Consider the following 14,720-nt stretch of genomic DNA (forward strand, 5'->3'; position numbering starts at 1 on the left):
CCTATAATTCTCCTTTTTTATTGGCTGAACCAATATATATAGTTAAACATAAAATAGAAGGTATTTCAAGTATTTTCTGAATATTCAGCATTATCCAACATTTAGAACGTTCCATAGTTTTTAACTATACCCTAACACCAAAAAAAGAACCAATACTGGTTCTTCTCCTATTTGCGATACATTTTAAACTGAAGGAAGAGGTCATTATAGGCTCCTAGGAGCTTGGCTCCAAGGTTATCGTAGACTTCCATATTCTTCATGGTTTCTTCCGAAGGATAGAAGGCTTCATCATTTTGTGTTTCCTCATCCAGCATGGCTTTAGCCTCAGGAATCGGTGTTGAATAGCCTACATACTCCGCATTACGGTAGGCATTTTCTGGACGAAGCATAAAGGAGATAAAGGCATGTGCCCCATCAATGTTCTTGGCTGTTTTTGGTATAACCATATTGTCAAACCAAAGGTTAGAACCTTTTGATGGAACAACGTAACGTAGGTTTTCATTTCCATCGAGCATCTCGCTAGCCTCTCCAGAGAAGCTAACGGCAACGGCTGCTGCATCTTGGATCATGTAACCTTTGATTTCATCGGCTACGATTGCCTTAACATTTGGAGTTAAGTTATAGAGATGATTAGCAGCTTCTTCTAGATCGGATAGACTTTTTGAATTCAGACTATATCCCAAGGATTGGAGTCCAAAACCCATCACCTCGCGCACGCCATCAATTAGCATGATATTATCACGGTATTCCTCTGACCAGAGATCCTCCCATTCTTCAGGGGCATTTTCCACCATGGTTTCATTATAAACAATCCCCAAGGTTCCCCAGAAGTAAGGGACAGAGTAGTCATTTTTCTCATCAAAGCTGAGTCCCATAAATTGCGGATCAATGTTTTCCATGCCAGTGATTTTCGACTTGTCTAATGGAATCAACATGTCTTCTTCAATCATTTTAGAAATCATATACTCTGATGGAACAGCTAAATCATAGGTTGTGCCACCTTGCTTAATCTTAGTATACATGGCTTCGTTGGAATCAAAGGTTTGGTAGTCAACCTGGATTCCTGTCTCGGCTGTAAATTCTTCCAAAAGAGTAGGATCAATGTAATCACCCCAATTATAAATCACCAACTTGTCAGTTGTGCCTTGTGTTGATTGCTCCTCTAAGTTTTGACTAATTGCCCACAAAGCAAGAATAATCACCACTACGCCTGCTAGGAATGAATAAAGTCGTTTCATTATTCCGCCTCCTTTTCACGCGAGATAAAATAATAGCCCACCACTAACAAGATTGAAAAGAGGAAGACAAGAGTTGACAGGGCATTGATTTCCAAAGAAATCCCCTGACGAGCTCGGGAGTAAATCTCAACAGAAAGGTTTGAATAGCCATTTCCCGTCACAAAAAAGGTAACGGCAAAGTCATCCAAGGAATAGGTAAAGGCCATAAAGTATCCTGCAATAATAGCTGGGGTTAGATACGGCAACATGATTTCTCGCAGCATCTGAAACTGGGTAGCTCCCAAATCATAGGCAGCAGATACCATATCCGCATTCATTTCTTTTAGACGAGGCAAGACCATCAACACCACAATCGGAATGGAAAAAGCGATATGGCTGAGTAAAACAGACACAAAGCCCAATTGGAAGCCAATCATAGTAAAGAGAATCAAGAAACTGGCACCAATCATAACATCGGGCGCTACCATCAGGATATTATTGATAGACAAAAGAGCATTTTGAAAACGAGGACGAGCCTGATGGATATAAATTGCTCCAAAAGTACCAATAATCGTCGCAATCAAGGAACTAGTGAAAGCTAGGAAAAAGGTTTGTGCAAGGATAAGCATCAAACGCTTATCCCCCAGCATGGAAGAAAAATAATCCAAGGTAAAACCAGTAAACCCGTTCATGTCACCGCCTTCGTTGAAGGCATAAGCTATCAAGTAAAAAATAGGAAGATAGAGGACAAGAAAGGCTACCGTGAGATAAATTTTTGCAAATTTCTTCATTATTTTTTCCTCTCTTTCGTTAACCACATGGTAAAGAGCATGGCCACAATTAAGACGACACCAATTGTAGAGCCCATTCCCCAGTTTTGTGTTGTGAGGAAGTGTTGCTCAATAGCCGTTCCCAAGGTAATTACGCGGTTTCCTCCAATCAAGCGTGTCAGCATAAACAAACTTAAACTTGGAATAAAAACTGCCTGCACACCTGAACGAACGCCATTCATAGAAAGAGGGAAAATCACTTTAGTAAAGGTTTGCCAAGAAGTCGCACCTAAATCCCGACTGGCATTGATAAGATTTGGGTCCAAATCATCTAGCGCATTAAAAATCGGTAAAATCATAAAGGGAATTTCAATGTAGGCTGCTACTGCTATGAAAGAAAAATCTGTAAAGAGAATCTGCTGGGCACCAATGCCGACAAACTCCAAGAAGGAATTTATCGAGCCATTTTGACCAAAAATCCCGATGAAGGCATAGGCTTTCAACAAGAGATTGACCCAGGTCGGTAAAATAATCAACATCAGCCACAACTGCTTATGCTTGAGTTGCGTCAAAAAATATGCAGTTGGGTATGAAACAAGCAAGGTGACCAAGGTGATAATGCCTGCATAGAAAATCGAGTTGAAACTCATACGCAAGTAAGTCATGTTTGGAGAGTTGAAATAACTCGCGTAGTTAGCCAGGGTCAAATTTCCATCCAAGTCAAAAAATGACTTGTAGATGATTAAGACAACTGGAGCTAAGACAAAGAGGAAAACCCATAGAGCATAGGGAATAGCAAACAGTCTAGAGGTTTTCTTCATTTCTCTCCTCCTCGATGGCATTGATCAAGCCATCTTCGACTTCTTCAATTTCCACATACTCTTCAATACGAGCATCAAATTCTTCTTCCGTTTCGTTGAGACGCATGATATGGATATCTTCTGGCTCGAAGTCAAGCCCGATTACTTCTCCGACAATGGCCTTACGAGTCGAGTGAATCATCCATTCATTGCCTAAATCGTCATAAGCGATGATCTCATAGTGAACGCCACGGAAAAGCTGGGTATCCACTTTTACCTGCAACTTCCCTTCTTCTGGTAGAGTAATCTGCAAATCTTCTGGACGAATGACCACTTCGACCTCTTCATTTGGTCGCATACCACCATCGACCGCCTCAAAGCGTTTGCCATTGAATTCTACGAGGTAGTCTTCAATCATACGACCAGGCAAAATATTGGATTCTCCAATAAAGGTTGCAACAAAGTGGTTGATCGGTTCGTCATAAATATCAACTGGTGTCCCAGATTGGACAATCTCACCTTCATTCATGACAAAAATCCAGTCACTCATGGCAAGGGCTTCTTCCTGATCATGGGTAACAAAGACAAAAGTAATGCCTAATCGTTGTTGGAGTTCACGCAATTCATACTGCATTTCCGTACGCAATTTCAAATCCAAGGCAGACAAGGGCTCATCTAGTAAGACAAGACGTGGTTGATTAATGATGGCACGAGCAATAGCCACACGTTGACGTTGACCACCCGACAGTTTCTGAATCGAACGCTTCTCGTAACCCGAAAGACGGACCATTTGCAAGGCTTCCGTAACTCGGCGTTCAATTTCTGACTTATCTACCTTTCGCAACTTCAAAGGAAAGGCCACATTTTCAAATACTGACATATGTGGGAAAAGGGCATAAGACTGAAAAACGGTATGCACATCACGTTTATTGGTTGGAAGATCGTTGATACGTTGACCATCTAGGAAAATATCGCCAGAACTCGCATCCAACAAGCCAGCAATAATGTTCAAAATGGTTGATTTTCCAGAACCAGACGCACCCAATAAGGTATAAAATTTTCCTTCTTCTAATTCAAAGTTAATATCCTTGAGAACGGTTGTGCCGCTATCTTCAAAAACTTTTGAGACATTTTTAAATTCAATAATTGGTTTTTTCAATTTTCATCAATTCCTTCTTAATTGGCCGACGAATCCTCACCGATGATGCGGACTTCTCTTTCTAACACGATGCCAGATTCTTTTTCAACAACAGAAATCACGTGGGCGATCAAGTCTTCATAATCTTTGGCAGTACCATTGTCCACATTGACCATAAATCCGGCATGTTTTTCAGATACTTCAACACCACCGATTCGGTAACCTTTTAGACCGGCCTCCATAATCAATTGACCAGCAAAATGACCAAGCGGACGCTTGAAGACAGAACCGCAAGATGGCCATTCCAATGGTTGTTTTAACTCACGTAAATGCGTTAGACGATCCATTTCTTGTTTAATAACCGTGTGATTACCTGGTTTCAAAGCAAACTTGGCAGATAAAACAATGGCACCATTTTCTTGTAAAATAGACGAACGGTAGCCAAAACGCAAATCACGTCCATCCAAAGTTTCAACATATCCAGCTGGAGTCAAAACTTGGGCGGAAACCAAGATATGCGCAATCTCCCCACCATAGGCACCTGCGTTCATATAAACAGCACCACCGACGCTTCCTGGGATACCACAAGCAAACTCAAAACCTGAAAGCGAATGGAACAAGGCTACTTTAGTTGTTTCGATCAAATTAGCTCCTGCTTCTGCTTCAATTGTATAACCAGAAACGGTCACAGACTTGAGTTCATCCATTCGGATGACAAAACCACGAATGCCCCCATCTTTTACAATGATGTTGCTGGAATTTCCCAAAACCATCCAGGGGATCTGTTCACGATTAGCAAATTCCACGATCCGTACAATCTCATAGCGATTGCGTGGAAATGCTAAGTAATCTACTGCTCCCCCTACTTTAGTATAGGTGTAGTCTTTCAACGGCTCGTCGAAACGAATATCGATTCCTTCAAGTTCTTGCCTGATTTTATCTTTCATATTACATCTCTTTTCAAAAAATAGAATATCTAACACATTATACCAAACTTTGGTATGAATTTCCATCCTATTTCCCTCCTTTCTCATTAGACCAAAAGAAAAATCCACCGAGGTGGACTTTCTTATGCTTGGATCTGGATGCCTTCTTGGTCAACTTCAAGGACATGGAGGCTACCATCTAGTTGTAGAGCAGTAATTTTCTCCGAAATACTCTCCAGTTTTTCTTTGGCTGCAAGGACCATGACAGTTGGGCCTGCACCAGAAAGATAGGTCGCATAGGCCCCTTCTTCATGACCAATTTGTTTAATTGGGTAGAATTCTTGAACCAATTTTTGACGAAAAGGCTCATGGAACATATCGGATTCAATAGCCTTACCAGCCGTTTCAATATCCCCTTTTAAAAGGGCTGCAACTGCCACGTTTGCAATACTACTGGCAGCAACGGCTTTCTTGGCTGATAATTGACTAGGCAAGACACCGCGACTTTCACTTGTGCGCAAGGGGTAATTTGGAATGAAGGCAAGAAAACCTGTCTCAGGAAAATCTGCCACAACTGCTGCTACCTTTTTATTGACATAACTTGAAATCACCAAATTTCCATAAATAGCTGGCGCTACGTTGTCAGGATGGCCTTCTATTTCAGTCGCAATGATTAACTTTTCTTCATTTGTCAGTTGTAGATTTCCAAGTTGATTTGCCAGTTCAATACCAGCAACAATGACAGAACTAGATGAACCAAGTCCTCGAGCTAGAGGAATATCACTGGTCATCTTGAGCCGATGGGGTTGCAAATTTTTACAAACCTTCAAAGCGGTTTTTATCAATAAATTGTTTTGGTCATTTGGCACGTATTCCAAGTTGTGTTCGATTGCCCATTGGTCTGCCGGTTCAAGGATGTCGATATGCAGATACTTGCTCAAGGCAACACCTACTGAGTCAAAACCAGGACCAATATTGGCACTGGTTGCAGGTACCGTAATTCTCATATTAATCCCCCAAAACTTTGAAGGTATTTTGAACTTCAACAGCTTCTGCTGTAGCTAGTTTAGCTTGCACATTTTCCAACTGAGTTTTACTCATTGCGTGAGTAACAATGACTACACGTGCCTGGTCTCCAAGTGAAGCAGCTTGCAAGATTTGTTTAAAGGAAATGGATTCGCTATTGAAGATTTCAGCCAAGCGAAGCAAGGTACCTGTCTTATCAGGCGCTAAGATGGAGAAATAGTATTCACTTACGACATCTTCAGGTTTGGCCAACTGAAGAGGACGGCTGTATTCATTAAAGGCTTTGCCGACGGTCTTATCATTCAAACGACGAACGATTCGAACGATATCTGCCACAACACTTGTTGCGGTTGGCTTTTGACCTGCTCCCGGTCCGTAGTACATGGACTCGCCAATTCCGATTGATTCCACAAAGACGGCGTTCATAACCCCGTTGACACTTGCAAGAGGGTGTGATTTTGGTAAGAAGGTTGGAGATACTTCGGCAGCAATACCTGAGGTGGTTTCTTGAATATCACCCACGAGTTTAATAACGTAGCCCAGCTCTTGCGCTACTGCTACATCTTCTGGTGTGATTCCTGAGATGCCCTTGTGTGCAACTTGTTCAAAATCAATGGTCATACCAAATGCAAATTGACTCAAAATCACAGCCTTATAAGCCGCATCAATTCCTTCAACGTCATTGGTTGGGTCTGACTCTGCATAACCCAATTCCTGAGCTGTTTTTAAGGCTTCATCATAGGTCCATCCTTCGTCGACCATTTTAGTCATCATGAAGTTTGAAGTACCATTCAATACTCCAAGAACGCGAGTAACCTTATCAGAAGTAAGCGAATTTGCCAAGGTCCGCAAAATTGGAATACCGCCAGCGACTGCTGCTTCATAATAAAGAGCTACCCCATTATTTACTGCCAATTCGCGCAATTCACTACCATGAACAGCTAACAAGTCCTTGTTTGCAGTAACAACATGTTTCCCTGCTTCTAATGCTCGGCTAATGAAGGTTTTAGCAGGCTCGATACGGCCCATTAATTCTACAACGATTTGAATTGTATCATCAGATAGAATATCATCAATATTGGTTACAAAATGATAATCATGTCCAGCTGCAAGCAATCGCTCTTTTTCCGCTTGGTCTTTCACCAAAACCTTTGCAACTTGAATGTTTTCTTGAGCAGCTTGTTGAATTTTCTCAGTATTTTCCTTCAACAAATACGGAACGCCACTCGCTACCGTTCCAAAGCCTAAAAGGGCAATATTAATTGTCATAAATACTCCTTAAAATCTATTTTTCCCATTATAGCACAAATTTTTAGAAAATTCTGCTACAATAGATTTAAGAATAAATATAGGAGGAAAAAATGACCGCACCGCACACACGATCCAGTCGCAGACGCAGGAGGAAAAGCAGCCCCAAACTTGGCCTTTGGTTTAGCATGCTCCTCAGTCTTTTATTTATCCTTGGAACCATGATTCTTTTTATCAAAGGTATCAGCCTTTTCAGGCAGGATAGTCAAGCAAGCACACCCATCTCTAGTTTTTTAACGAGCTCAACCACAAGTGAATCCCAAGCGAGTACTAGTCAAGATGACAGCACAAACTCTTCTGATATTCCTTGGGAGCAACAAGCAGAGCCGGTTAAAGTTCCCATTCTTATGTATCATGCCATTCATGTCATGTCTCCTGAAGAAAGTGCCAATGCAAATTTGATAGTGGATCCAACTACTTTTGAAACCCATCTCCAAGCTTTGCAGGAAGCTGGTTATTATAGTTTGTCTCCCGAAGAAGCCTATAAAGTGTTGACGGAAAATGTCTTGCCTGCTGGAAAAAAAGTGGTTTGGTTGACCTTTGATGACAGCCTCTGGGATTTTTATGATATTGCCTATCCGATTTTGAAAAAAAATAAAATGAAGGCTACCAATAATGTCATTACAGGTCGGACAGAAAGTGGTATGGCCGGACACCTCACACTTGACCAATTGAAAGAGATGCAAGCAAATGGCATGTCCTTCCAAGGACACACCGTGACACATCCTGATTTGGAATACTCGAGTTTAGAGGACCAGACTAGAGAACTTCAACTTTCCAAGACCTACCTAGACACCAATCTCAATCAAGATACCCTTGCAGTGGCCTATCCAGCTGGACGATATTCAACTGACACCTTATCCATCGCTGAAAGTATAGGTTACAAGTTGGGCGTCACTACCAATGAAGGGCTTGCTTCGGCTGCTGATGGCTTACTCAGTCTCAACCGTGTCCGCATCCTACCAACCACCACTCCTGAGACACTCCTACAAACAATTGCACAGTAAGATGAATAAACAAAAATAGCACCCCAATTTTGAGAGTTGGGGTGCTTTTTTTCATCAAAATCTATAACAAATAGTCATCTAGAAGAGTTCTTTATAGAAGGCAATAGTTTCTTCCAGTGTCGGCATAAATGGATTGCCTGGTGCGCAGGCATCGATCAAGGCATTCTTGGAGAGGTATTCAAAGTCGAAGTCTTCTTCTTTGATATCCAACTCAGTCAGTTTTTTCGGAATACCGACTTTGGCAGACAGTTCTTCAATTTGAGCGATTGCATAGTCTGCACATTCCTCATCAGATTTGCCTGCGATGTCTAGACCCAAAGCTTTTGCGACATCACGGAAAGCTGCTGGAACACGTTTGGCATTTTCACGCTCGATGATTGGCAAAATCATAGCACAGCAGACACCATGTGGTAAATCATATACAGCCCCCAACTGGTGAGCCATAGAGTGAACATAGCCTAGACCAGCATTGTTAAAGCTCATACCTCCAAGGAAAATTGCATGAACCATAGCCTCACGGGCTTCGATATCCTGACCGTTTTCAACAGCACGAGGCAAATATTCCTTGATCAGTTCAATAGCACCCATAGACAGTTTCTTAGTCACACCATATGCTCCTGGAGTTACTAGAGCTTCAATTGCATGGGTCAAGGCATCCATACCCGTTGCTGCAGTTAAAGCTGCTGGCTTGGACAACATGAGTTCAGGGTCATTGACAGACATGACAGCCAAGCTGTTTTTATCCACCATAACCATTTTAACCTTGCGGTCTTCATCGGTGATGACATAGTTAATGGTGATTTCAGCTGAAGTACCTGCTGTCGTGTTGATTGCTACTACAGGCAGACCTTTTTTCTCGGACTTATGCAAACCTTCGTAGTCCTGAGGCTTACCACCGTTTGTTGCCATAATGGAAATACAGCTTGCCGCATCCTGTGGAGAGCCGCCACCAACCGAGATAATAAAATCACAGTCATTTTCCTGCAGAACAGCTAGTCCGTCGTAGACATTTTTACAGGTTGGGTTTGGGTCCACATGGCTGAAGACCACATAATCTACACCTGCTTCATCAAGCGGCTTGGTTACTTTGGGTAGAATGTCGCTTGTCAACAAAAATTCATCCGTTACAAGCAAGGCTTTTTTGTAGCCCAGTTCTTTGACATAGCCACCAATTTCATTGACACAACCACGACCAATTAAGTTGACCGCTGGAACATAAAAAGTTGCCATAGCAAAACCTCCATTTAATATATATTATTATGTTTTTCTACACTATTAGCATACACCTTTTTCCTAGTTTTATCAATTAATATGTGAAATTTTTCTCATTTGTTTTTTCCAAAAAAAGAAAGAAGGCAAACAGCTCCTTCTTTCTCTTGCTTAATAGAAAACAACTAGAATACCACAATGGTACGCCCCAAATGTCTACCTTCTTTTAGTTCTTGAATAACATTTGGCAATTCTTCCAAACGGATTTCATTATAGGTTAAATTGTCACAAATGTTCCATTCAGAAGCAAATTTCTCCCAGACCTTACAGCGTTTTTCATGACTGATTTGAACAGAATCAATACCCAAAGCCTGGACACCTCGTAAGATAAATGGAAGAACGTTGGTTGCAACTTTTACGCCAGCAGCATTTCCACATAGACTAATTGCCCCATCATAGTCAATTTGCGGAATGAGATGCGAAACAACATCTCCTCCAACTGTATCCAATACGTAATCATAGATTCCTTTTAAGAGGAGAGGATTTTCTTTTAAGAAGATCTGCTCTGGTTTGATAATATCCGTTGCCCCAAGTTTTCGAACCAACTCATCCTGGTTATCTTTACGTGTTAAAGCTGTTATTTGTGGATAGCCAAGGTGCTTCAAAATAGCCAAGGCCACACTTCCAACTCCACCACTTGCACCTGTCACTAAGAGCCGAGGTGCATTTTGGGGCTTCATACCAGCATTTTCCAAAGCCAATACAGATAGGCCAGCTGTCAATCCTGCAGTCCCAATAATCATTGCATCCTTCATACTAAGGCCAGCTGGCAAGGGAACTACCCATTCATGAGGAATTCGAGCGTATTGAGCAAAACCACCCGTGTGAGACATCCCCATCTCATAGCCTGTAACCAATACTTCTTGTCCAACTGAAAAATCAGGAGAATCGGACGAAACAACCACTCCAGCTAGATCAATACCTGGAATCATAGGATAGTTTCGAATAACACCAGCATTTTTCTGAACAGCAAGCATGTCTTTGTAATTGACTGAACTATAAGCAACTTTTATAAGGATATCACCTTGATGTAAATCATCCAAACCGATGGTTTTTGGGCCAAAAACCAAGGTATCTCCTTGCTCTTCTACGACCATTGCTGTAAAAGTATCTTGCTTCATTTTACTGTCCTCCATTAAAGTTGTTACCTGACTTAATTGGTATTTTCAACCAAAAACTCTATACTATCATTATAAAAGGAAAATGATGATATTTCCATATGCTAAACTCCAAGAATTCCTTATAGAAATCCATTAGCCCAACTTATAGAAAAAACGACCAACTATCCGTTGGACGTCTTCTATGAATTAACGAATTTGCTCAAAACTCAAGTGAACAATAATTTTATCAGCATAGCCATTGCGTTCCAAATCACGCTGCAATCGATAGGAAATATAATGTTCCGCAATCGTGATATAACCCGCATCCAAGAGACGATGCTCCACCAATGATTGCACCATACTAATGGTTGGACGTTCAGTATGAGCCTCTTCCAAGTCTAGTACAACTTTTTTGGTGACTTGGGCAAGGTTTTTACGCCAGTTATCATCGATAACGTAGACTGTTTGAGCAGCCTTGATGATGGCTTGATAAATCTTATCTGGATTAAATTCTACAACTTCGCCACTTCGTTTAATGACTTGCATAAGGAGCTCCTTTCTGGTTTTCAGTAAACCCTTTCACACTTCTATTATCTAGGTTTTCTGAATTTTTGTCAAGTTTATTTTCATAAATATGATATAATAATGGAGAATACATGAAAAAGGAGAAACATATGACATCTGCAATGCCAAAACGTCAAGAAATTGATGTTCAATTAACTTGGAATACAGATTTGCTCTTTCCAAGCCCTGAAAATTACAAAGAAAACTTGGTAGCTTATGCGGAACAAGTTGCTGCTTTTGAAACTAACTTCAAAGGAAAATTAGCGGACAAGGAAATCATTGTTGCTGCTCTGGCGGAATACGAAAAATTGGTTATTCTTGATAGCAGACTTTCCCACTATGCCTTTTTACCACTTGAAGTTGATAAAATGAATACGGACCTAGCCAGTCTTGCCAACGAATATGACCTCGTATCTGCCAAAGCTCGTCCTAAACAAGAATTTCTCTATTCAGAACTGGGGCAATTAGATGAGACTGTTCTACTTGAATTAAAAGAGGAACAACCAAAATGGGCAGCATTCTTTGACAGCGTTCTTCGTGACAAACCTCATCAACTCCACCCGCTTCAAGAAGAATTGCTAGCAAACTTCGCCCCAACTTTTGGTCAGCCATATAATAACTACGGTGTGACCAAGTTTGAAGATATGACCTTTGATAACTTCGAGGCAAATGGTGAAACACTTGGGAACAGCTATGTACTTTTTGAAAATGATTATGAAATCAGTCACGATACCGAAATCCGTCGCAATTCTGCCGCTGGTTTCTATTCTACCTTGAAAAAATACAAGAACACCACTGCCGCAACCTATTTGTCTCATATCAAAAATGAACAAATCGAAGCTCGCTTGCGTGGTTTTGACAGCACTATCGACTTCCTCTTACATCGTCAAAACGTATCACGTGATCTCTTTGACCGTCAAATTGATGTTATCATGAAGGAATTGGCTCCTCACATGCGTCGCTATGTCAAACTGGTTGCCAAAGCTCATGGCTTGGACAAGATCACACACGCTGACTTGAAAATCAGTTTGCCTTCTGAATACAATCAACGCATTACTCCAGAAGAATCCAAACAATTCTTGATTGACTGCTTGGGCCTTCTTGGAGAAGATTATGTGAAAATGATTGAACAATCATTTGATGAGCGTTGGATTGACTTTGCTCAAAACGAAGGTAAGGCTACTGGTGGCTTCTGTGCTACTCTTTATGATGGACCATCTTACATCTTACTTTCATGGACAGGTTTGATGAACGAAGTCTTGGTGTTAGCTCACGAATTGGGACATGCTGGTCATTTCCAATTAGCTAAGAAACAAAGCGTCCTCTGCTATGATCCATCCCTCTACTTCATCGAGGCACCTTCTACTGCAAATGAAGTCTTGACATGTAACACCCTTTTGAAAAACAACCAAGACCCTGGCTTCCAGGCTTACTTGATTAGCGAGTTGATCAGCCGTACTTACTTCCACAACATGGTCACTCACTTGCTTGAAGCAGCCTTCCAACGTGAAGTCTACACTCGTTTGGACAATGAAGAATACCTCAATGGTGATATTCTCTGCCAAATCAAGTTGGATGTCATCAAGGAATTCTGGGGTGAAGACTTTGAAATCGGTGACGATGCAGGTCTTATCTGGATGCGTCAACCGCACTACTACATTGGCTTGTATCCATATACCTACTCAGCTGGTTTGACCATCGGTACGGCTATGGCTAAACAGCTAGAAGAAAATCCTGAAGAAGTTGTTGAAAAATGGTTGGAGACCCTCTCACTCGGTGCAAGTCTTTCTGCCCAAGACCTTGCTAAACACGCAGGTGTCGACGTTTCGACTGACCAACCACTCAAAGAAACCATCGCCTATGTTGGTTCGCTAGTTGACAAACTTGAACAACTGATCTAAAACAAATCACCTAGTCTTTCTGACTAGGTGATTTGTTCGTCCCTGTACCATTGAATGAGAACTTCTTTTTCAGGCTCTGTCAAAAAATGCCCGCCATTAAATTGCCGTAAGGTCAAGTTTTCAAAAGCATGTATCTTCCAAGCCTCACAAAGCTTTTCCAACTCTTTCAGATTCATCATCTCATCATTTCGACCTGCTGTCATTAGAATAGGAAGCTGGGAAGAAATGATTGGAAGCGGATAAGAGAGGGCAGATGGATGGAGCAAGAGAACTTGATTGACTGATTCAATCCCCTTTGCCAACAAGCCCATGACAAAATTGGCTCCATTTGAAAAGCCAATCAAACTGATTTTATCATAGCTCGTCAAATCTCTTTCCCGCCAGTTTTGAAAAAAATCCTGGATGCGCTCTTCAAAATCCTCTTGATCGAGCTGACCATTGATAAGCGGTTTGAAAAAGCGTCTCATTCTTCCCTGGTCTGACCAGGTTCCTTGAAACGATAGGATACTGGCAGATGGGTCCAAAAGCTTCCTCATAAAAAGCAAAGAGGTTTCATCGCCACCAGTCCCATGAAAAAAGACCAATAAATGACGATTTTCCCCCTGAAGATAATATTCTTTCATTTTATTCATACCGTTCTGCCAAGCTACTTTCAATATCTGCCCGATTTTCTTCAAGAAAAGTCGGTAGAAAAAGCGGTATCTGATCTAAGAGCTCCTTTTGCTGAGGAATAGGAGCTTCACGGTGACCAAATGCAGTCGCTATTTCAAACATCAGGTAGTTTGGGGCACGATAATAGAGCGAATGCATGAAATCACGGTTGATAATCCCCGTGTGAGGACGCTCCATCAGATTTAAACGTGTTACTAAATCTTCTAAATCAGAATGATCCTCTACCCCAAATGCAATATGATGGATACTTCCCACCCCCATCACACTGATAGGTGCCTCGAGATCCAAAATCAAATCAAGTCTATGGTGAAAATCATTATCAAAACCGACTGTCAAAACCTGTTGTCCCTGATAAACAAAAGACTCTTCCTCTTTAAATCCATATAATTCTACAAGCTGTTTTCTTAAGGATTCAACTTCTCGAATTCGCATTTGTAAACCAGCAATACCAAGAATAGCATGTTCTTGTGGCACTTCTGATTCTTTAGAAGGAAACATCCTCTCTATTGCTACTTCATGATAGGTAAAACCTAGTTCTTGTCCATCACCATCTTGGAAAAACAAGATCTCTCTTTTTCCAAATACCTGTATTCCAGAATGCTCGACACCAAAAGAGTCCAATCGCTCCATCCAATAAATAAGACTGGCTTGGTCTGGAACTAAAAAAACGGTTCGTTCTAAGGCGTTCGAACCAGGCCGTCTAGCAGGACTATTGGGCATATCAAAAATGGTAAACTCTGTGCCAATTCTCCCCTTTTGGTCACCAAAAAAGAGATGGTACATGTTAGAATCTTCCTGATTGACTGTTTTGAGGATCAAATCCATTCCCAAAATACGGTGATAAAAGTCATAGGCTTGGTAGATATTTCCAACCAAACTAGAGATATGATGAATACCTGTATTGTTCATGTTCATTCCTTCTTTCTGAAATCATTTTATCACTAGCTAAAGACAAAGGGAACAAAAACGCTCAAAAAAGCCTGGATCTAGTCCAGACTTCTATACTATTCATTTCCACAATT

At 41.2% G+C, this 14,720-nt stretch carries 14 protein-coding genes; 2 read left to right on the forward strand and 12 right to left on the reverse strand.

Annotated features, from left to right (window positions below):
- Window positions 1-167: 167 nt before the first annotated feature.
- The 7 genes from JNG37_RS05245 to JNG37_RS05275 all read right to left on the reverse strand — a co-directional run bounded on the left by JNG37_RS05245 (window position 168) and on the right by JNG37_RS05275 (window position 7,146).
- On the reverse strand, window positions 168-1,238 hold the full coding sequence (locus JNG37_RS05245) for an ABC transporter substrate-binding protein (RefSeq protein WP_158454938.1): 1,071 nt from the start codon (window positions 1,236-1,238) through the stop codon (window positions 168-170).
- Window positions 1,238-2,008 (reverse strand): ABC transporter permease, encoded by a 771-nt coding sequence (locus JNG37_RS05250; protein WP_158454940.1) that lies wholly within the window; start codon window positions 2,006-2,008, stop codon window positions 1,238-1,240. Before JNG37_RS05250 ends, JNG37_RS05245 begins: the two co-directional genes overlap by 1 nt.
- Window positions 2,008-2,808: an ABC transporter permease gene (locus JNG37_RS05255; RefSeq protein WP_158454941.1), complete on the reverse strand. Its 801-nt coding sequence runs from the start codon at window positions 2,806-2,808 to the stop codon at window positions 2,008-2,010. The genes JNG37_RS05250 and JNG37_RS05255 overlap by 1 nt, the downstream gene beginning before the upstream one ends.
- Complete coding sequence (locus tag JNG37_RS05260; RefSeq protein ID WP_158454943.1) at window positions 2,792-3,946, reverse strand: ABC transporter ATP-binding protein; 1,155 nt, start codon at window positions 3,944-3,946, stop codon at window positions 2,792-2,794. The genes JNG37_RS05255 and JNG37_RS05260 overlap by 17 nt, the downstream gene beginning before the upstream one ends.
- Window positions 3,947-3,963: 17 nt before the next feature.
- Window positions 3,964-4,872, reverse strand: coding sequence for a UDP-N-acetylmuramate dehydrogenase (murB, locus tag JNG37_RS05265; protein ID WP_158454945.1), 909 nt, complete (start codon window positions 4,870-4,872; stop codon window positions 3,964-3,966).
- 122 nt (window positions 4,873-4,994) lie between these two features.
- Window positions 4,995-5,858, reverse strand: coding sequence for a homoserine kinase (gene thrB, locus JNG37_RS05270; protein ID WP_158454947.1), 864 nt, complete (start codon window positions 5,856-5,858; stop codon window positions 4,995-4,997).
- A gap of 1 nt (window position 5,859) precedes the next feature.
- Window positions 5,860-7,146, reverse strand: coding sequence for a homoserine dehydrogenase (locus tag JNG37_RS05275; protein WP_158454949.1), 1,287 nt, complete (start codon window positions 7,144-7,146; stop codon window positions 5,860-5,862).
- A gap of 92 nt (window positions 7,147-7,238) precedes the next feature.
- On the opposite strand from JNG37_RS05275, the gene JNG37_RS05280 reads away from it, so the two are divergent.
- Window positions 7,239-8,192 (forward strand): polysaccharide deacetylase family protein, encoded by a 954-nt coding sequence (locus tag JNG37_RS05280; RefSeq protein ID WP_158454951.1) that lies wholly within the window; start codon window positions 7,239-7,241, stop codon window positions 8,190-8,192.
- Between the two features lie 78 nt (window positions 8,193-8,270).
- Here the strand turns inward: JNG37_RS05280 and JNG37_RS05285 are convergent, their stop codons facing one another.
- From JNG37_RS05285 to JNG37_RS05295, 3 genes are all read right to left on the reverse strand, one after another.
- On the reverse strand, window positions 8,271-9,422 hold the full coding sequence (locus JNG37_RS05285) for an iron-containing alcohol dehydrogenase (RefSeq protein ID WP_027971286.1): 1,152 nt from the start codon (window positions 9,420-9,422) through the stop codon (window positions 8,271-8,273).
- Window positions 9,423-9,586: 164 nt separating this feature from the next.
- Entirely contained in the window at window positions 9,587-10,582 is a 996-nt protein-coding gene (locus JNG37_RS05290) for a YhdH/YhfP family quinone oxidoreductase (RefSeq protein ID WP_158454953.1), read from the reverse strand.
- A 186-nt stretch (window positions 10,583-10,768) separates the two neighbouring features.
- On the reverse strand, window positions 10,769-11,107 hold the full coding sequence (locus JNG37_RS05295; protein WP_158454955.1) for an ATP cone domain-containing protein: 339 nt from the start codon (window positions 11,105-11,107) through the stop codon (window positions 10,769-10,771).
- Between the two features lie 128 nt (window positions 11,108-11,235).
- Here JNG37_RS05295 and pepF point away from each other — a divergent pair, with 128 nt between their 5' ends.
- Complete coding sequence (gene pepF, locus JNG37_RS05300) at window positions 11,236-13,026, forward strand: oligoendopeptidase F (RefSeq protein ID WP_158454957.1); 1,791 nt, start codon at window positions 11,236-11,238, stop codon at window positions 13,024-13,026.
- 23 nt (window positions 13,027-13,049) lie between these two features.
- Here pepF and JNG37_RS05305 read toward each other — a convergent pair whose 3' ends face one another.
- Window positions 13,050-13,658 (reverse strand): alpha/beta hydrolase, encoded by a 609-nt coding sequence (locus JNG37_RS05305; protein ID WP_158454959.1) that lies wholly within the window; start codon window positions 13,656-13,658, stop codon window positions 13,050-13,052.
- Complete coding sequence (locus JNG37_RS05310; protein ID WP_238336269.1) at window positions 13,651-14,613, reverse strand: VOC family protein; 963 nt, start codon at window positions 14,611-14,613, stop codon at window positions 13,651-13,653. The genes JNG37_RS05305 and JNG37_RS05310 overlap by 8 nt, the downstream gene beginning before the upstream one ends.
- Between the last annotated feature and the right edge of the window lie 107 nt (window positions 14,614-14,720).

Origin of the sequence: Streptococcus suis (assembly GCF_016775005.1) — a bacterium.
Taxonomy (GTDB): domain Bacteria; phylum Bacillota; class Bacilli; order Lactobacillales; family Streptococcaceae; genus Streptococcus; species Streptococcus suivaginalis.